Source organism: Flagellimonas lutaonensis (assembly GCF_000963865.1).
Taxonomy (GTDB): Bacteria; Bacteroidota; Bacteroidia; order Flavobacteriales; family Flavobacteriaceae; genus Flagellimonas_A; species Flagellimonas_A lutaonensis.
In genome coordinates, this window is the sequence record NZ_CP011071.1 from 1,677,553 (window position 1) to 1,694,771 (window position 17,219).

A 17,219-nucleotide genomic window follows, 5' to 3' on the forward strand; every position below is an offset into this window, starting at 1 on the left:
TTTGCCGGGATTTTTTTATGCAGCCGTCTTCAGTGCTTGTTTTTCTTCGGTCTGTTTTTTCCACTTGCTTCGTAACCAGAGTTTTAATCGATATGAAATATTGAACAGTACCGGAACGATGATCAAGGTCAGGAAGGTGGCCACGATCAATCCGAAGATGACCGTCCATGCCAACGGTCCCCAAAAGATGACGTTGTCGCCACCGATATAGATTTGTGGGTCAAATTTTGAGAACAGCGAAACAAAGTTGATGTTCAGCCCTATGGCCAACGGGATCAATCCCAATACCGTGGTAATGGCCGTAAGTATTACAGGTCTCAATCGTGCCTTGCCCCCACGAATGATGGCCTCTGTTACCTGCTCACGGCTCAAGAGTTGATCGTCGGGTATGCCCAGTTCAACCTTTTTGCGATCAATCAAAATTTGGGTATAGTCCAGCAAGACCACGCCATTGTTCACCACAATTCCGGCCAACGCGATAATCCCCATCATGGTCATCATGATCACAAAGGGCCAGCCTGTGATGATCAGGCCTCCAAAAACCCCGATAAAGCTCAAAAAGATGGCGGTCATTATGATGGCTGGTTTTGAAACGCCCCCGAACTGGAAAATCAATATAAGCATGATCAATCCCAATCCTGAGAAAAAGGCTCCCATCAAAAACTGCATTTGCTTGTTCTGTTCCTCGATTTGCCCGGTATAATCTATTTTGACACCCGATGGCAAGCCCTTAAATTCTTCCATTTCTTTTTGGATCTCGGCCACAATGGCCCCTGCATCGGTAAAACCAGGTTTCAAGGCAGAATATACCGTGACCACCCTTCTGGTATCTCTGTGTTTGATGGCACTGAACGACGAGGTGTTACGCTGGTCGGCCACCGCAGAAATGGGGATTTCCTTTATTTGGCCTGTGGCCTGGTCCCTAAAAATGATGTTCTGGTTGAACAATATACTTTTGTTGTAGCGCAAATCTTGATTGAACCGTACATTGATATCATAGTCTTCGCCATCCTTTTTGTAGACCCCGGCTTTATCGCCAAAAATCGAACGTCGCAATTGCTGCCCAACCTGCCCAACTGAAACACCGAGTTCACCGGCCTTTTGGCGGTCAACGATGACCTGCATACCCGGCTTGCTTTTGTTTACGTCTATTTTCAGCTCTTCAATGCCAGCGATGTTCTTGCTGTTGATGAAATCTCTCATCCGCTCTGCGGTACTGATTAACGTATCGTAGTTGTTCCCTTCTATTTCAATGTTTATCGGGTAGCCTGCCGGAGGCCCCACAGCATCTTTTTCCACAGAAATGACCACACCGGGGTACACCCCTTGCAGGGTATCTTGTATTCGCTGTCGCAGTTCTTCTGTATCGAGCCCATTTCTATATTTGAACTCACGCATAGAAAGGGTGATTTTTCCGCGATGGGGCATCTCTGCGGCCGAGCCTCCCTCGGTAAAGGGGTTTTCAGCTCCCTTGCCCACTTGCGAAACACTCGATTCTACCAAGAAATTGTGGCCACCATCGGTATAACGGTCGCTATCGGCAACAGCATATACCCTTTCTTCAATGGATTTGGTGATTTCGTTTGTCTTTTTGATGTCGGTTCCCTGAGGGTATTCTATATAGACATAAATTTCATTGGGTGTGTTGTCGGGAAAGAATTCCACTTTGGTACGTTGGCTTGCCAACGACATTCCGAAGCCAACAAAGGCAATGATCAATAGCAGGGCGGTCAACCCGAAGAACCAATAGACATTTTTACCGCGAAGGGCAAATTTAAGCTGCCGTTCGTAAAAGTTCTCGAACTTGACCAAAATGGTCTTTTGAAAGCGCAAGGCCCATTTCTTCAAAAAATATTTATAGATCCAGAAAAGTCCGGCCACCACGATCATCAAGGTGCCCAGACCACGAACAGGGCCACCAAATGCGAAGATAAAGAGACCAAAACCACCCAAGATTATGCTGAGTCGGATCAGTTGTTTTTTGGTAAGTTCCTTTTCGCCTATTTCCATAAACTGCGATACCAACATGGAATTCATGAAGATGGCCACGAACAGTGAAGAACCCAATACCACTGAAAGGGTGATGGGGAAAAAGATCATAAACTCACCCATAATACCGGGCCACATGCCCAAGGGCACAAAAGCGGCCACCGTTGTTGCGGTAGAGATGATGATAGGAAAGGCAATCTCACCGATCCCCTTTTTCGTGGCCTCAATACGGGACATGCCCTCTTGTTCCATCAAGCGATACACATTTTCCACGACCACCACTCCGTTATCCACCAGCATTCCCAGCCCCATGATAAGTCCGAAGAGAATCATGGTGTTCATGGTAAAGCCCAAGGCTGATAAAATCATGAACGACATGAACATTGACATGGGTATGGCAAAGCCCACGAAAAGGGCGTTTCTGAAGCCCAAAAAGAACATCAGTACCGTGACGACCAAGATAATACCGAAGATAATGTTGTTGACCAAATCATCGACCTGGTTCAGCGTACGGCTAGAGGAATCGTTGGCAATTGTTACCGTCAAGTCTTTCGGAAAATAGTTTTCTTGCGATTCCTTGACGATTTCGCGTATTAAATCTGCCGCGATGATGGCATTCTTGCCCGAACGTTTTTTGATATCGAGCATCACTACACTCTTGCCATGTTCACGTGCATAGGTGGTCTTGTCTTCTTCTTTAAAAGAGACAGAGGCAATGTCTTTTAGGTAGACGGCCCCATTTTCGGATTTGACAACAAAATCTTCCAGTTCTGAGGGGTCTTCTATCTCGCCCAAAATACGGATGGTTCTGCGTTGGCCACTGGTGATGAGATTACCGGCCGACATGGTCATGTTGCCATTGCTGATGGTTTGTATGATATTGTCAAAGTTGACCTTGGCAGCCATCATCTTGTAAACATCAACGGCCACCTCTACCTCTTTTTCTTGGGCGCCCCGAATATCGACCTCTTTGATCTGGGGCAGTTCTTCAATCTCATCTTCAAGGTACTCGGCAAACTCTTTGAGTTTTTCTACCGGATAGTCGCCCGTTAGGTTCACGTTCATGATCGGAAACGATTCGGCAAGGTTCAAATCGAAAACATTGGGTTCGACCTTTGCACCATTGAAGATGGGCCAGTCTTCGCCCGCCTTTTCGGCATCTACCTCATCTTTCACCTTTTGTTTGGCCGTTTCAACCGCAATATCCTCATCGAACTCCACCACGATCATCGAATAGTCTTCTTGCGAGGTAGAGGTGATCTCGACCACATTGCTCACGTTTTTCAACCGGTCTTCCAAAGGGTCGGTAATCAACCGTTCCATATCCTCGGCGGTATTGCCGGGGTATACGGTACTAACATAGATTTTGGTCTCTTCAACCTCTGGAAAATCTTCACGGGGCATCGAAAAATATGATGACAGCCCAATGATCAAGAAAAGCCCGATCATCACATATATGACCGATGGGTTGTCAATGGCCCATGACGATGGCCTGAATTCTTTATTCGCGTTCTTTTTTGCCTTATCCATTTTTAGTCTTTTGACGGTTGACTTTAGTCTTTGGGGTTGTTGTTTCTTGGGACGTTGTTCTATTGACTATCGACTACTTACCACCGACTGCCACAGGATCTATAACTTTTACTTTTTGACCATTGCGCACACTTCTGGCACCTTCTGAAATGACCAAGCTTCCATTGTCAATACCTGCCAACACTTCTAGGTAATCTCCTTGGGTCTTCCCAGTTTCGATGATTACTTTTTTGGCAACGACTTCCTCAGATGAACTATCTTTTGCTATGACATAGACATACTGCTCACCCGCTGCGTTTTCTGAAACGACACTCTGAGGGATCAATATGGCCTGTTCGTTGGTGTAATCGTTGATTTTTACCTTGGCAGTCAAGTTGGGCTTTATTTTACTGTCTTTGTTGGGTATCGGTATTTCAACGGAAAAAGATCTGTTGCTGGGATTGATATAATTGCCCGTTTGCCGGACCTTGGTGGTTACACTGTCGCCCAACACCGGAAAGTATACGTGCACCGATTTGCCGGGGGTAACATTGTTCAAGTGTCTTTCGGGCACTTCAACTTCAATGTACATATCGGAAAGGTTTACAATACGGAATACCTCTGAACCGGGTCCCGGGTTCACCACGGTGCCCTGGTCTTTGATCACATCGTCGATAATGCCCGAAAAAGGGGCGCGAATCTGTGATTTTGCCAGTTGGCTTTCCAATTGCTTAACGGCGTTCTGCTGCGCCTCATAATTTGTCTTTGACTGCAAATATTGAATCTCAGACCCAATATTTTGCTCCCACAGGCGCTTTTGGCGCTCAAAGGTTGTCTTGGCGAGTTCGGCCTGCGTCTTTAGCTGTGCCAGTTGGCTTGAAAGGCCCCCATCGTCAATGGATGCCAATAACTGCCCCTTGGCAACTCTTTGCCCTTCTTGTACATAAATACGGTACAGGGTGCCTGGCATTTCGGGGTAGATCAAGACGTTTTGGTCGGTCATTACATCGCCTTGAAGTTCAAGATAGTGTTCAAACTTTTCAGGTTTGGCCTCAAATACACTGACCAAGGGTAGCTTGGCGTTGTCGTCCAATTCTGAAATGGCTGAATCAAGCAATTGGATCTTTTCTTCCAATGCTTTTTGTTGTGCCGCTACTTCAGAGCGCTTAGCGCGAATGCTTTCAAGGTCTTTGCTGGCAACCACATCGTCTATGGAGTCACTTTTGTTTCCGCATGAAACCAGAAATAGGGTGGAGACGATTGTTAGGGAGAGTATTTTTTTCATTTTTTGATGGATTGATTTTCTATTTGTTGATTGAGTACGGTTTCAAGTTCGGTTTTGCTGTTGATGACATTCACCATCGACTGTAAATATTCTTGTTGTGCGTTGTATAGCTGTGTTTGGGCCTGTCTTAGGTCAAAACTGGAGGCAATGCCCTCGGCATATTTTATCTGGTTCTTTTTTTCGATACGTTCGGCCAGTTCTAGATTTTGTTTTGAGGTGGCATATTCTTCAATGGCAAGTATATAGTTGCTCTTCGCACTTTCAAGTTGAAGGCGAATTCGCTCTTCGGCCTCGGTAAGTTGGGTCTTGGCCTTTTCAAAGGCTATCTTGGCACGTTGGGTGCTCGCGCTTCTCTTCAACGAACTGAATATGGGAATGCTCAAATCAACGCCGACGGTTGAAAAGCCGAACCAAGGCTGGTCGCGGTCAAAAAAGTTGAAGCGGTCGCTAAACGAAAGCCCACCGTAATTTACAAACGCATTAAGCGTGGGCAGGGCACGGCTTTTGGCTAGTTTGAGTTCAAAATACCGCTGCTCGTTAAGGTTCTGAACAATTTGGTAATCAACGTTGTTTTCAATCTTGAATTCAGTATCCAAGAGACCAAGACTTATTTTTTCTTGTGTCAGGGCATCCAAATTTTCGGTCAATTCGGTTTCGGTCTCGATGGGAAGCCCCATCACCAAATTCAACATCTGCAAGGTGATTTTCTCTAACCGCTGGGCATTTTTCAATTGGCTTTCGATTGAAGAGAGGGTAATCTGTAGCTGGTCTACACTTTCTTCATCACCAAGACCGTTTTCATAGATTTTTTTGGTCTCGAATAGGTTTTTACTGAGCGTCTCTTTGTTCTTTTCAAGAATGGCGACACTCTCTTGTGCCAAAAGCACATTGCCATAAGCCTCGATCACCGCCTTTCTGACATCGAGATCGGTCTTCTCTTTATTGTTCTGGCTATAATCTAGAAATGCCTTTGTTGCCTGTACCCCGACGATGTAAGAGCCGTCAAAAATTTGTTGTGTCAAGGTGGCCGTGGCGGTGATCTGTTGCGGTTGGCCGAAAACCACCTCGACAAAGGTGCCTGGCTCACCACCTGCTATTTCGCCGGGCAGCTGCACTACCTGTTGCTTCAATCGGTTCTGGTAGCCTACCGAACCGTTGATCTGTGGCAGCCCCGTGGCGATGGTTTCCCATTTTTGCTTTTGTGCATCGACCAGATCACGCTCCGCATTGACGGCACTGTAGTTGTTTTCGAGTGCGTGGGCAATGGCCTCCTCTAGGCTAAAACGGTACTGCTCTTCTTGGGCGTGTACCGATGACCACCATGTGCTTGACAGTACTATTACAAGTATGATAGTTCGCATTTATTTTTGGTTTGAATTGATGATTGAATTGAGTATGTTTCTGCCCTTTGGGGTAACGATGCCCCTCAGGTGGTATTCCAGATAATTGTCCATCAAGTATTGCATAGAGAATTTTTCTTGGGGAAACAGTTCATTGTCTTTTAGGCTCAAGACACCTGAAAAATAGATGCGGGCCACAAATTCGACATCGAGATTGCTTCGATAGATGCCCTGCTCGATACCAGTGTATATGTTGTTGACCACACAATGCTGCATTACCTCGTACTGCTTGCGCTTCAGACCTTCAAAAATTTTCGGGTAATACTTCTGCAGTTGGTACTGGGGCGAGGCCTTCTCGTTCTTCAGTTGCAACATGACAAACTTCTTGATCTCGTAAAGCTCTTCAATGGGGTTCTTATGCAGTGAGCATATATGGTCAATGCCACACGATATGTGCTCGAATATGTGCATAGTAGTGGCCTCGACCAACTTGGTCTTGTTCTCGAAATGCGAATAGATGGTCTTTTTGGAAATGCCCATTTCATGGGCCAGATCATCCATGGTAACACTCTTGAACCCGAGGTTCAGAAACAATTCAGTGGCTTTGTGTAAAATTTTTTCTTTCATTGGAGCGCCAAAAATACTGTTGGAAACTTTAAAAACCACAAAAGTTTCCAAAGTTTTACATTTTTTTAACGCAGATCACCTTTTTTTGGTTTATCACCGAAGCGCCGCAAAAATAGTATGTGCCTTGACCGCATCAGGGGCTTTTTACCATCGCTGTTGTAAAAGCCCCTAAAGGGCGCGTGCCGTTTATGGGGCCTACTGGTCTTGTCCTTCATTTTTATTGGTTCTTTCTACATAGGCCTTGTAGGCTTTCTGACCTTCCTCTTTCCAGAACTCATCGTACAGTTTCCATTCAGAAAAGTCCCTCCTTAACTGTCCGCACCTTTCTTTGTGCAGATGTCTTTTTGTTTTTTTGCCTCTACTGCTTTTGCCGGGCCCACCTGTTCCGAAGCCAAAGAATATTTTGGCCAGTAAGAGCAGACCGACAGCTTGCCAGTAGGTAAGAGTGCTGAGGCCGAAGAGCTCTGGCATCAACCAGTTCCATAACCACATGACCACATAGCCTATCAATAGGGCGAACAATAGGGCCATAATGATCATGAAGAAGACTTTAAAGGCCGATGTCACATAGTACTTGACTCTGTGCGCTACTCTTTTTTCGATGTGGTTTCTAGTTTCCATGTTTCTTTTTTTTTAGTTTATATCGTTGTTTCGTTTTCGAGATTTTTCAGCAATAGTGACAAGGCACGGTGTCTTCGTGACATCAGCGTGCCTTGCGGAATACCGGTCTCTTCGGCGATTTCCCTATAGGTATATCCTTCGAAATCGACTGCCAAAATGATATCCCTGTACACGGGTTTTAGCGACATGACGGCCTGTTTCAGGTGCTCGGTCAAATGTTCGGGATATTCCGTTTCTGACGTACCGTAAAAGAGCTCCGCAAAGTCTGTCCACACCTGCTCAAGGGCCTTTTCGTCATATAATCTTTCTTTTTTGGTGCGCATCAGGTCTATTATTTTGTTACGGATTGATTGATAGACAAACCCGGCAATGTTGTCGATGGGCGAAGCATTGGTTCTTGAGAACAGTTTCAAGGCCACTTCTTGCACCACATCTTCTGCATCGCTTTCTACGGTGCTGTTGATCTTTGACTGAACATATCCTTTGAGCGATTGGTACTCATCCGCAAAGAAATCGGTCAGTTTTTTATGGTTTTCTTGATCCGTGGTCATTTGACAGCTTTTGGCCGGCCTTCATATACAAAGACGATGGTTTTTGAAACCATTGCATTTCTGGGCATAATTATTGGTGGGCCTAAGGGCTTTTGCGTTACAGTGACAGCGCAAAATAATAGCGGGTAAAGAGTTTATAGTTTTTTCAGTGTATTTTTGGCAGACGATGAAAATGCACACCCTAGACCATTACCGAACCGTTTTCACGGCCTATCTTGAAGCCCATGCCAAGGTCAAGAAGCCGCAAAACCTGTATCGTCCGATTGCCTATATTTTGGGTCTGGGCGGAAAGCGGCTGCGGCCTGTTTTGACCTTAATGGGCTGCGACCTTTTTGGCGGTGACCACAACCATGCGTTGCCGGCTGCCATGGCTGTTGAGGTATTCCATAACTTTTCGTTGGTGCACGATGATATTATGGACGATGCCCCCTTGCGACGGGGCCAGCCCACGGTGCACGAAAAATGGAACATCAATACCGGTATACTTTCGGGCGATGCCATGCTCATCAACGCCTATCAATTTCTTGAAGGTTATAAAAGTCCGGTTTTTAACCAGTTGCTCGGGTTGTTTTCCAAGACCGCCATGGAGGTCTGCGAGGGGCAGCAATACGATATTGATTTTGAGACGAGAAACGATGTAACCGTTGCCGAGTACCTCACCATGATCGAATACAAAACGGCGGTTCTGATAGCGGCAGCCCTAAAAATGGGGGCCATCGTGGCAGGTGCGCAAAAGAAAGACCAAGACCTGATCTATGAGTTTGGCCGCAACCTCGGTATTGCCTTTCAATTACAAGATGATTTTTTGGATGCTTTTGGCGACCCCAAAACATTTGGCAAACAAGTGGGGGGCGATATCATCGAGAACAAAAAAACGTTTCTGTACCTAAAAGCCCTCGAACAATCTGTTGAGGCCGACAGAAAAACGTTGACCGGTCTCTTCGCTCACCAAGCCCATGACCCTGCCTCAAAAATTGAGGCCGTAAAAGAAATTTTCAAAAAAAGTGGGGCAATGGAGGCCACCGATAAAGAAATTGAAGAATACACCCAGAGGGCTTTTGACGCGTTGGATAGGATTACCGCAGAGAAAGCTGATAAAAAGGTTTTCGAGGATTTTGGAAGAAATTTGATGCAGCGTACGTTTTAGTCGTTGGTGATGCTCAGCGAAAAATTATCAACGTAGATTTCAAGGTCCTCAGCATTGGGGTTGGCAGTTGCCCCGATCTGAACACGTTCGTAAGCCACAGGCTCTTGAAGTTCAAAATTAATTCCGTTCTCCGCAAACACCTGTTTGAAAATTTCTGCATTGGGCAAGTTCTTTGCCGTTTCAGAAAGTGCTTGTTGGCCGTTGATGAACAATTGGTTCGTACCATTGTCATTGGGTGAAAGCTGCATCTGCCAACGTACCGTTACCCACTCTTTTCGCGGAAAAGGAAAAGTGATTTGTGCCAAAGTTGAACCGGCTATCTTACCACGTTCAATCGAAAGGTAATCATTGCCGCCCGACATTACCAACCGCACCCCTGGGCATTTGTTGTCGCCGTCAATTGAGGCGTCGGCCTCCACCGATGGGTCCCAACAAGAGCAGCATTCGAGATCGATTAAAAAAAGGTTTTCGATGTTGGTATCTGAATCAATATAAAAGTCTGCTTCAATGATTACCGTACTGTTTTCGGGTGCAGTGAACCCACCTTTTTCGATATCGGCTTTAGAAAGTATCCCGTCTGATTTTCTTGATTGTATGTGCAATGATTGATATCCCCCACTGGCTTGTACCATAGAAATATCGAGGGAATTCTGTGCTGCGTTCGGACTGATGATCTGTGTTGTGGTCCAGCGGGAATTGTCTGAGGGGAAAAGCTCCTGAAAATCATCGTTATCGGTCTCGAAGCCGTCTTGAAACTCAAAATTGATTTTAGTATCGTCAATTTCTGGTGCCGATTCTGTATCAGTGCATGAGAACTGTGCAACCAACAGCAACAAAAGAAATGGGTCTCGAATGTTTATTTTGCAAAAAGCCATCCCAATTACAACGAAATGACCCGTTTAAAATTGTTGAGGGCTAGGTGCTAAAGAAGTCTTCTGAACAATGCCTTCAAAAAAGGCCATTTGGGGCAGGCCATGATGATTTGAATATCTTCCCAAAGCGAGGTATCCTCGTCCAAGAACTTGAGTAGCAATCTTGGACTCCTTTTTGTAAACATCGACTCGAAAATGGCTTGCCCCAAACTGTTGTCGCGGTGCAAAATATCAAGCAACAACAGGTCATAGAACCAAAAACGGTTTTTTCTCTGGAACTGTGAAAGTGGTTTGCCCATCTTCAGGTATTTGACCAGTTTTTTGACCTTTTTGGTCGAGTTGTAAAAGGTATACCCCGTACTGGGTTTTGCCCAGCCCCCTGCTATGCCAATTTTCAATATTCGATTGGTATTTTCCTTTGAGAAATCATAACAGCTCATGGGAATGTTGCCCTGCTCTGTTTCCAAAATTTCATAACCGCCAGCGTTCAAATTTTTCAAATACCTTTTGATGGCTAATTCGTATGCTGACTTTGGCAATACGGTTTCAGAAAACAAGGTGTATTCGACCAAAGCCTCCGTTTCTGAAAAGGGCAGCACGTACATAAAACGGGTATTGCCTTTTTGTGGAATGGAAAAGTCCATAAAAGTGGCCTCATTGGGCAGAAAGACAGGTCTGTCTACCTTGACGAACCATCCCAAAAAATGCTGCTGCAGCACAGGATACTTCTTTTGCATGTTCAAATCTCGATAATCGAAGCGGCTGTCGAATAAAACCTTGCCCGAATAGGTTTCTTTTTTGCCATTGATTCGTACCGATTCTTCTGTTTCGGCTACCGAGATTACTTCATCGTTGGTGAAAGAGATGTTTTCATAGCCATTGATTTTTTCCAAATAATGACGGTAAAAATCAATGCCCCGAAGCATTTTGTAAGTGTATGGGGCAATGCCTTCGTGCAGTGTGGTTTGCCTACCGGCAAAGTGGATTTTTGGCCATGTTCTGTGAAGTATGGAATCAAAGGCACCGTCGCCTGCTTCCCAAAAGCACCAGGTACGGTTATTTTGCTGTTTGGAATCCTTATCCAACAACAAAATCTTTTTTCCTTGAAAAAAAGCATCGCTGCCAAGGGCATCGGCCAACAAAAGGCCTGAGGCACCGGCCCCGATAATGATATAATCGTACATGGGCATGGGCCCAAAAATACGAATTAGAAAACGGTATACCGCACCCCAAAAAAGCCCCGAATGCCCTGATTGGGGCCATAGACATAGCTGGGGTCAAAGGTAAGTGCGTAAGGGTTGTCGGGCGTGGCCATGACGTTACCGTTCTGGTCAAACTCCACTTCCCTGTCAAACGGGTCATGGGCCCGGGCAATGATAAAGGGATTGCCACGGTTGGGCGTCCAATCCAACAGGTTTTTTATACCGCCATAAACTTCGAAATCTTTGATGCCCTTATAGGTGAACTGAATGTTCTGTATGCTCCAGGTCGGCGAAAACTCCTGTCTGGGATCCAGTTCACCCAAGAGGGGCAGTCGCATAGGGCCATAGAGGTTCCCAGTGTAATCGACACTTAGATCGAGGTTGCGAAAAGTATAGGAAACATTCCAGGTGCCCGTAATGCTCTCGGTCAAGATCTGCCGTTGGGTCACGCCCTTCTCGGTATTGCGGACATCTTGCCAAGTGGCCCCGACCAAAAATTTGAGTCCGTTCGGCAATACGAGATCCAAATTGGCAGAAATGCCTTTTGATACTGATTTTCCATCCAAATTGTCATAAATGATCTGGTTGGGATTGGTATCATAATCGGGCAGTATCACATTTGAGAACCGGGTGTAGAAGGCCGAGGCATCAATGCCAAAGAAGGTGCCGTTGTCGGCATATATCTTTTTAAGATAATTGACGTTGAGGTTGACCGAACGTTCGGGTTTCAGTGTTTCGGCGATGATCACCTCACGTGCGCCTGTCAGGGCCGCATGGTCTTCGGTGAACAGGTTGACCACCCGAAATCCGGTCCCGGCATTGATACGAAAAATATCGTGGTCGGATATCTTCCATTTATAGGCAGCCCTAGGCGTGAAAATATTGCCGTGGCGCGTGTCGTAATCATAGCGTAGGCCGGTGAGCAATGAATGTTTTTTGCCCAGCGTTACTTCGTCTTGTACAAATAAGCTGGGAATCACCACTTCATCAGGTTCATTCCCCCTCAAATCTGCGGTGGCCGGGGTATTGTCATCATAATAATTGTAGCGGATGGCACTGCCAAATAGCAGATCATGGTTGCCCGATGTTTTGTCCCAGGTCAATTGTGCAAATCCGATACGCTGATCGGCGAGGTAGGGCACATTGCCATAGACCGAGTTTTGATGGTGATCGTTGTACGACATTGAGAACAGCATCTTTTCTTCAATGGGCAATTGGTACTTGCCGATGACCTCCCAACGTCTGGTGTAAATGCTTTCGCCATAGATTTCATCACCGCCGCGGAATTCAGGTGTCCACTGCATTTCACCGCCCCATCGGTCTTCATAGAAAAAACGACCCGCCAAAGAGAAGATTTTCGAATCTGGTCGTTTAAAGTTCCATTTTTGAAAGACCGAGATACGGTCTTGCAGGGTCACGTCGGTAAAGTTGTCGCCATTGTTATCGATGGGTACATCATAATTGAAGTAATTGATGCCCAAAAGCACATCGGCATTTCTGCCGAGCCCGAATTTTGTACCCACATCGAAATTGTATTCGCCCCAGCCAGTGGCAAACCCATCGGCAAAAAATTCGGGTGCCGCAGGGGCATGTTTGGTGATAATGTTGATAAGCCCGCCCACGGCTTCGCTTCCGTAAAGGGTGGAGGCGGGGCCCTTGACAATTTCGATTTGGTCTATAAGTGAATTGGGAATCCCCGAAAGGCCGTACACAGTGCCCAGACCGCTGACAATGGGCATACCGTCGATCAACACCAAGGTGTAGGGGCCCTCCAAACCGTTGATATGAATGTCGCCTGTGTTGCAGACATTGCAATTGATCTGGGGGCGCACCCCGTTCACATTTTGTAAGGCCTCGAAAACACTGGGGGTTGGATTCTTTTTCAGAAAAGTGGGCGAATACACCTCTACGGGCACCGCACTTTCAAGACGGCTCACGGGTTTCAGGGTGCCGGTCACTACCGTTTCTTTTAAGTTGTGGGCAGAGGCAGTCATTTTGATGTTCAGCGTCAGGGTTTCCCCAGCATTGATTTTGAGTGCCTTTCGATAAGGCTCATATCCAATGGCCGAAGCGACGAGCACATAATTGCCGGACGCTATTTTTTCTATGGAATAAAAGCCATTTTCATCTGAAGAAGCCCCTTTTTCAGTCCCTTTCAAAAAAAGGTTTACAAAGGGCACTGGAGTACCGTCCTCGGTTACCAGTCCCTGCACCGAACCTGTCTGGCACCAGCCTTTACAACAAATGCCTATCAATAAAATAAGTACGGCCCTTTTCACTTTAATTTACCTTTATTGAAATAAAAATTTAGACAAATCTAAAAATTGATTTTGATAAATAAAAATGTATTTTTGGGAAACGTTAATTTTGGTACATCCAGCACAGTCGAGAAGTGTAGTTGGTACTAAGGTTCTCGAGGGCTATTGAACTGACATCCACAGAAAAGAATTATGACCCGTTCGGAAGAAAATTATCTGAAAACCATTTTTCATTTGGGTGGGAGCCAAGCGACACCCATCTCAACAAATGCCATTGCCGAGCAGATGGAGACCAAGCCCTCGTCGGTGACCGATATGGCCAAAAAACTGGCCGATAAAGGGTTGGTGCACTATAAAAGATACCAAGGCGTTTCGCTGACCAAAACGGGCGTTAGAACCGCTTTGGGTATTATCCGGAAGCATCGACTGTGGGAGGTTTTTTTGGTCAAAAAACTTGACTTTACCTGGGATGAGGTCCATGAAGTGGCCGAACAGCTAGAGCATATCAAAAGCGAGAAATTGATAGACAAGATCGATGAACTGTTGGATTTCCCAAAATATGACCCCCATGGCGACCCCATACCCACCAAAAGCGGCGAGTTTCAAGAACGTGACAAACAATTGCTGAGCGAACTGCCCGTCAACGCCAAGGGCATCTGTGTTGGGGTGAAGGATACCTCATCTTCTTTTCTAAAATTCTTGGACAAGAACGACATTGCCCTGGGCAACGAGATACAAGTGCTCGAAAAAGAGGATTTTGACGACTCGTTGCACATCGAAATAGAGGGCAGACAATTGCATATTTCCCATCAAATTGCTAACAACCTCTACGTAAAAACGGATAACTGATATGGAACAGGTAATCGATTATTTTGAAAATATTGACCCTATTTTGGCGGCCTTTTACGCCACCCTTTTTACGTGGGGCCTCACAGCGGCGGGTGCCGGCCTTGTTTTTTTGTTCAAAAACCCGAAACGTGCCCTAATGGACGGGATGCTGGGCTTTACAGGGGGCGTGATGGTAGCGGCCAGTTTTTGGAGTTTGTTGGCCCCGGGCATCGAAATGAGCGAGGGAGAGGGCTTCGTAAAAGTCATTCCCGCTGCGGTCGGCTTTTTGTTGGGAGCGGCTTTTATTTTCGGATTGGATAAAATCTTGCCCCACCTGCACATCAACTTTAAGATGGATGAGGCCGAGGGTGTCAAAACCCCTTGGCACCGTACCACGCTGTTGGTATTGGCCATTACGCTGCACAACATTCCTGAAGGGCTGGCCGTTGGGGTACTTTTCGGTGGTGTGGCCTCGGGCTTTGAGGGCGCGACCATTGGGGGTGCAGTGGCCTTGGCCCTGGGTATCGGATTGCAGAACTTTCCCGAAGGGTTCGCCGTGGCCGTACCCATGAGAAGGCATGGCCTTTCTAGAAGAAAAAGCTGGATGTACGGTCAAGCCTCTGCCCTAGTAGAACCCATTGCTGCCGTACTCGGTGCATGGGCCGTACTGACCTTTGAGCCTATTTTACCTTACGCTTTGGCCTTTGCAGCCGGAGCGATGATCTTTGTTGTGGTCGAAGAGGTAATACCCGAGACCCAGCAAGACCAATATACCGACATCGCCACCATGGGATTTATAGGGGGCTTTATCATTATGATGACATTGGATGTGGGGTTGGGGTGATGGAAAACAGAATTTATCCAACAACCATGCGCTCTAGAAAATCACCCACATAAAACGCGACCATAGCGGCGATAGTACCCAACGCCAGCGTTTCTACAATACCCTTGACCGCTGAAGTCTGGTTGACAAAGGCCTTTAGCCAGCCAATGACCAAAAAGCCGAGGCCGGTCAAGATAGAAGCAATGGTAAAAAGGTGATATTCCAAAGGCATCAAGTAATCGATGACGTAGATGAGCAATGGAACCAGTCCGATTGAAATGAACGAAATGTAGGTGACCCCGCCGATCCATATCGGCGAGCGGTCTTCGTGTGTCATTTGCAGTTCTTCTTTCATCATGGTGTCGACCCATACCTTTTTGTTGCTGGTAATCACCTCTGTGACCTTTTCCAACAACTCGCCCTTAAAACCCTTGGCGGCATAGATTTCACGAATTTCCTCCTTTTCGGCCTCCGGCAGGTTTTCTACTTCCCAGTATTCAACTTGCCTGTGTTTTTTGTAGTTGTCCTGTTCAGACCGGGTCGAGAGGGATGCCCCGATGGACATGGCAAAACCGTCGGCCAACAGATTGGCAAACCCAAGAATGATGATAATGGAACTGTCCAATCCTGCTACGACCGAACTGGCCACCACGGCAAAGGTGGTCACACAGCCGTCAATGCGCCATAGACGAATTCGCCCAAGTACTTCTCAAAGCGTTTAAAGAGCTTTGTCTTTTGGTGCGCAACCATTTCGTCATGTACAGGCTCGTTCATGGGCAGTAGTCAATGGGTCAATTTTTTCAGGGCCGATCCGTAGTCGAACTGCAAGTCTTCGTGAAGTGCCCCGATTTTCTTTGTGAGGGCTTCGAGTTGCCGTTGGTAAAGGTTGCCCAGGGTTCTGTTTTTATGGATGGAAGGATGGAATTCATCCAATTTCCGGCAGAAATACAGAAGTAGCTCCACTTCGGTCTCTTTGTTTCCAGAATAGCGAATATATTTTTTAAGGCCCCTTAAGATTTTACGGATGCTTTTTTTGATATAGTAATAGTTGGTGGCATTGATGTCGGCAAATTGTTCATCCAACTGTGACTTTACCCTTTCGACATACCCTTGCTCATCATCAGACTCAAAAAGTAGGTAGGTCAACAGTTCTTTGTTTTCGAGCTTAAAACGTGCCAATCGCAGACAAAGCTGTAACAACTCCTCGGGATTGCGGTGTAGCAGTTCTTTTTTGAGTTGGGATATGGTTGCGGGTTTCATAAATTTTCTGTCATTTCGAAATGAGGAATGAAATGACGATTGAGAAATCTAGAATATGTTTACGGGATTTCTCACACTCGCCAGCTCGGTTCGAAATGACAAAGTAAACAAAATACCTTATTTAACTCCTCAAATAACTTGCTCCGTTCACATCGATGATGGCCCCCGAAGAATATTCGGCACCCTCTGAAGCCAAGAAAAGAATGGCGTGGGCCACCTCTTCAGGTTTTGCCATGCGCTTAAAGGGCGACTCTCGTAAGAGATTCTCACGTTCGGTTGGCGTCAGGGTCTGGGCGGCCATCTCGGTTTCGGTAAATCCTGGGGCCACCACACCCACATAAATTTTGTGGGGTGCCAACTTTTTTGCCAACGATTGGCTCATGGCATTCAGTGCCGCTTTGCTTGCGCCATAGGCAGGCTTGGTCGGTTCGCCACGAAAAGCCCCACGGGAAGATACATTCACAATTCTACCGCCTTCTGTTTTCGTCATGGCCTGTGCTGCCCAATAGCAGAGATTGGCCGCTGCAAATAGATTTGTCTGAAACGTGTTTTCCCATGCGTTGGTCCAATGTCCAAAATCGACCTGGTCAATTTCATGAAAAATCGAAATACCGGCATTGTTGACCAGCACGTCCAACTGACCGTAGGCATCCACAAACTCCTCAATAAGTTCTTGGCAGTTTTCTTTTTTGGAAATGTCTTTTTGAAAAAGGCGATGGCCTTCGCCAGACAATTCAGCGTATGTCTTTTTGGCCTCTTCCACATTATTTATGAAGTTGATGCCCACTTGGGCGCCTTTTTCAGCAAAGGCCAATGCGGTGGCTTTCCCGATACCGCGGGAAGCTCCGGTGATCAATACTTTTTTGTTGTTAAAGTTCATTGTTTTTTCTCTACAAGGCTAGATTAG

At 46.3% G+C, this 17,219-nt stretch carries 15 protein-coding genes; 3 read left to right on the plus strand and 12 right to left on the minus strand.

From position 1 onward, the window contains the following. Positions 1-15 precede the first annotated feature (15 nt). From VC82_RS07775 to VC82_RS07800, 6 genes are all read right to left on the minus strand, one after another. Positions 16-3,519 carry an efflux RND transporter permease subunit gene (locus tag VC82_RS07775; protein ID WP_045801874.1) on the minus strand — a complete coding sequence of 1,168 codons (3,504 nt, stop codon included), beginning with the start codon at positions 3,517-3,519 and terminating at the stop codon, positions 16-18. A gap of 73 nt (positions 3,520-3,592) precedes the next feature. Beyond that, positions 3,593-4,783, minus strand: a complete 1,191-nt coding sequence (locus VC82_RS07780; RefSeq protein ID WP_045801875.1) for an efflux RND transporter periplasmic adaptor subunit — start codon at positions 4,781-4,783, stop codon at positions 3,593-3,595. Further along, a complete protein-coding gene (locus VC82_RS07785) occupies positions 4,780-6,144 on the minus strand; it encodes a TolC family protein (RefSeq protein ID WP_045801876.1) in 1,365 nt (454 codons plus the stop codon). The genes VC82_RS07780 and VC82_RS07785 overlap by 4 nt, the downstream gene beginning before the upstream one ends. Beyond that, positions 6,145-6,750 carry a TetR/AcrR family transcriptional regulator gene (locus tag VC82_RS07790; RefSeq protein ID WP_045801877.1) on the minus strand — a complete coding sequence of 202 codons (606 nt, stop codon included), beginning with the start codon at positions 6,748-6,750 and terminating at the stop codon, positions 6,145-6,147. It abuts the gene before it with no gap. A gap of 195 nt (positions 6,751-6,945) precedes the next feature. Further along, positions 6,946-7,371 (minus strand): hypothetical protein, encoded by a 426-nt coding sequence (locus tag VC82_RS07795; RefSeq protein WP_052698962.1) that lies wholly within the window; start codon positions 7,369-7,371, stop codon positions 6,946-6,948. A gap of 17 nt (positions 7,372-7,388) precedes the next feature. After that, positions 7,389-7,922, minus strand: a complete 534-nt coding sequence (locus tag VC82_RS07800) for an RNA polymerase sigma factor (RefSeq protein WP_045801878.1) — start codon at positions 7,920-7,922, stop codon at positions 7,389-7,391. A gap of 172 nt (positions 7,923-8,094) precedes the next feature. Between VC82_RS07800 and VC82_RS07805 the strand changes: the two genes are divergently transcribed. Next, a complete protein-coding gene (locus tag VC82_RS07805) occupies positions 8,095-9,069 on the plus strand; it encodes a polyprenyl synthetase family protein (RefSeq protein ID WP_045803327.1) in 975 nt (324 codons plus the stop codon). Here the strand turns inward: VC82_RS07805 and VC82_RS07810 are convergent. Genes VC82_RS07810 through VC82_RS07820 form a run of 3 tightly spaced genes read right to left on the minus strand, consistent with a single transcriptional unit; the run spans position 9,066 to position 13,356 of the window. Beyond that, positions 9,066-9,944: a hypothetical protein gene (locus VC82_RS07810; protein WP_045801879.1), complete on the minus strand. Its 879-nt coding sequence runs from the start codon at positions 9,942-9,944 to the stop codon at positions 9,066-9,068. The two genes, VC82_RS07805 and VC82_RS07810, sit on opposite strands and share 4 nt — an antisense overlap. 47 nt (positions 9,945-9,991) lie before the next feature. Continuing rightward, the gene (locus VC82_RS07815) at positions 9,992-11,125 is read right to left on the minus strand and encodes a lycopene cyclase family protein (RefSeq protein ID WP_313777690.1); all 1,134 of its coding nucleotides are present in this window, start codon (positions 11,123-11,125) and stop codon (positions 9,992-9,994) included. Between the two features lie 23 nt (positions 11,126-11,148). Beyond that, positions 11,149-13,356, minus strand: a complete 2,208-nt coding sequence (locus VC82_RS07820; protein WP_245615854.1) for a TonB-dependent receptor — start codon at positions 13,354-13,356, stop codon at positions 11,149-11,151. A gap of 237 nt (positions 13,357-13,593) precedes the next feature. Between VC82_RS07820 and VC82_RS07825 the strand changes: the two genes are divergently transcribed. Both VC82_RS07825 and VC82_RS07830 read left to right on the plus strand, forming a co-directional pair. Further along, a complete protein-coding gene (locus tag VC82_RS07825; RefSeq protein ID WP_045801882.1) occupies positions 13,594-14,250 on the plus strand; it encodes a metal-dependent transcriptional regulator in 657 nt (218 codons plus the stop codon). Position 14,251: 1 nt separating this feature from the next. Continuing rightward, complete coding sequence (locus tag VC82_RS07830; protein WP_045801883.1) at positions 14,252-15,073, plus strand: ZIP family metal transporter; 822 nt, start codon at positions 14,252-14,254, stop codon at positions 15,071-15,073. A gap of 13 nt (positions 15,074-15,086) precedes the next feature. Here the strand turns inward: VC82_RS07830 and VC82_RS07835 are convergent, their stop codons facing one another. The 3 genes from VC82_RS07835 to VC82_RS07845 all read right to left on the minus strand — a co-directional run bounded on the left by VC82_RS07835 (position 15,087) and on the right by VC82_RS07845 (position 17,192). After that, positions 15,087-15,719 (minus strand): VIT1/CCC1 transporter family protein, encoded by a 633-nt coding sequence (locus VC82_RS07835; protein ID WP_245615856.1) that lies wholly within the window; start codon positions 15,717-15,719, stop codon positions 15,087-15,089. A 116-nt stretch (positions 15,720-15,835) separates the two neighbouring features. Beyond that, positions 15,836-16,312: a hypothetical protein gene (locus tag VC82_RS07840; protein WP_045801884.1), complete on the minus strand. Its 477-nt coding sequence runs from the start codon at positions 16,310-16,312 to the stop codon at positions 15,836-15,838. A 121-nt stretch (positions 16,313-16,433) separates the two neighbouring features. Then, positions 16,434-17,192, minus strand: coding sequence for an SDR family NAD(P)-dependent oxidoreductase (locus VC82_RS07845; protein WP_045801885.1), 759 nt, complete (start codon positions 17,190-17,192; stop codon positions 16,434-16,436). Between the last annotated feature and the right edge of the window lie 27 nt (positions 17,193-17,219).

Bases quoted from the DNA above. Each gene is read 5' to 3' on its own strand.
- VC82_RS07840 (WP_045801884.1), bottom strand. From the start codon at position 16,312: ATGAAACCCGCAACCATATCCCAACTCAAAAAAGAACTGCTACACCGC.
- VC82_RS07805 (WP_045803327.1), top strand. From the start codon at position 8,095: ATGCACACCCTAGACCATTACCGAACCGTTTTCACGGCCTATCTTGAA.
- VC82_RS07800 (WP_045801878.1), bottom strand. From the start codon at position 7,922: ATGACCACGGATCAAGAAAACCATAAAAAACTGACCGATTTCTTTGCG.
- VC82_RS07845 (WP_045801885.1), bottom strand. From the start codon at position 17,192: ATGAACTTTAACAACAAAAAAGTATTGATCACCGGAGCTTCCCGCGGT.
- VC82_RS07790 (WP_045801877.1), bottom strand. From the start codon at position 6,750: ATGAAAGAAAAAATTTTACACAAAGCCACTGAATTGTTTCTGAACCTC.
- VC82_RS07830 (WP_045801883.1), top strand. From the start codon at position 14,252: ATGGAACAGGTAATCGATTATTTTGAAAATATTGACCCTATTTTGGCG.
- VC82_RS07795 (WP_052698962.1), bottom strand. From the start codon at position 7,371: ATGGAAACTAGAAACCACATCGAAAAAAGAGTAGCGCACAGAGTCAAG.
- VC82_RS07775 (WP_045801874.1), bottom strand. From the start codon at position 3,519: ATGGATAAGGCAAAAAAGAACGCGAATAAAGAATTCAGGCCATCGTCA.
- VC82_RS07785 (WP_045801876.1), bottom strand. From the start codon at position 6,144: ATGCGAACTATCATACTTGTAATAGTACTGTCAAGCACATGGTGGTCA.
- VC82_RS07780 (WP_045801875.1), bottom strand. From the start codon at position 4,783: ATGAAAAAAATACTCTCCCTAACAATCGTCTCCACCCTATTTCTGGTT.
- VC82_RS07815 (WP_313777690.1), bottom strand. From the start codon at position 11,125: ATGTACGATTATATCATTATCGGGGCCGGTGCCTCAGGCCTTTTGTTG.
- VC82_RS07825 (WP_045801882.1), top strand. From the start codon at position 13,594: ATGACCCGTTCGGAAGAAAATTATCTGAAAACCATTTTTCATTTGGGT.
- VC82_RS07810 (WP_045801879.1), bottom strand. From the start codon at position 9,944: ATGGCTTTTTGCAAAATAAACATTCGAGACCCATTTCTTTTGTTGCTG.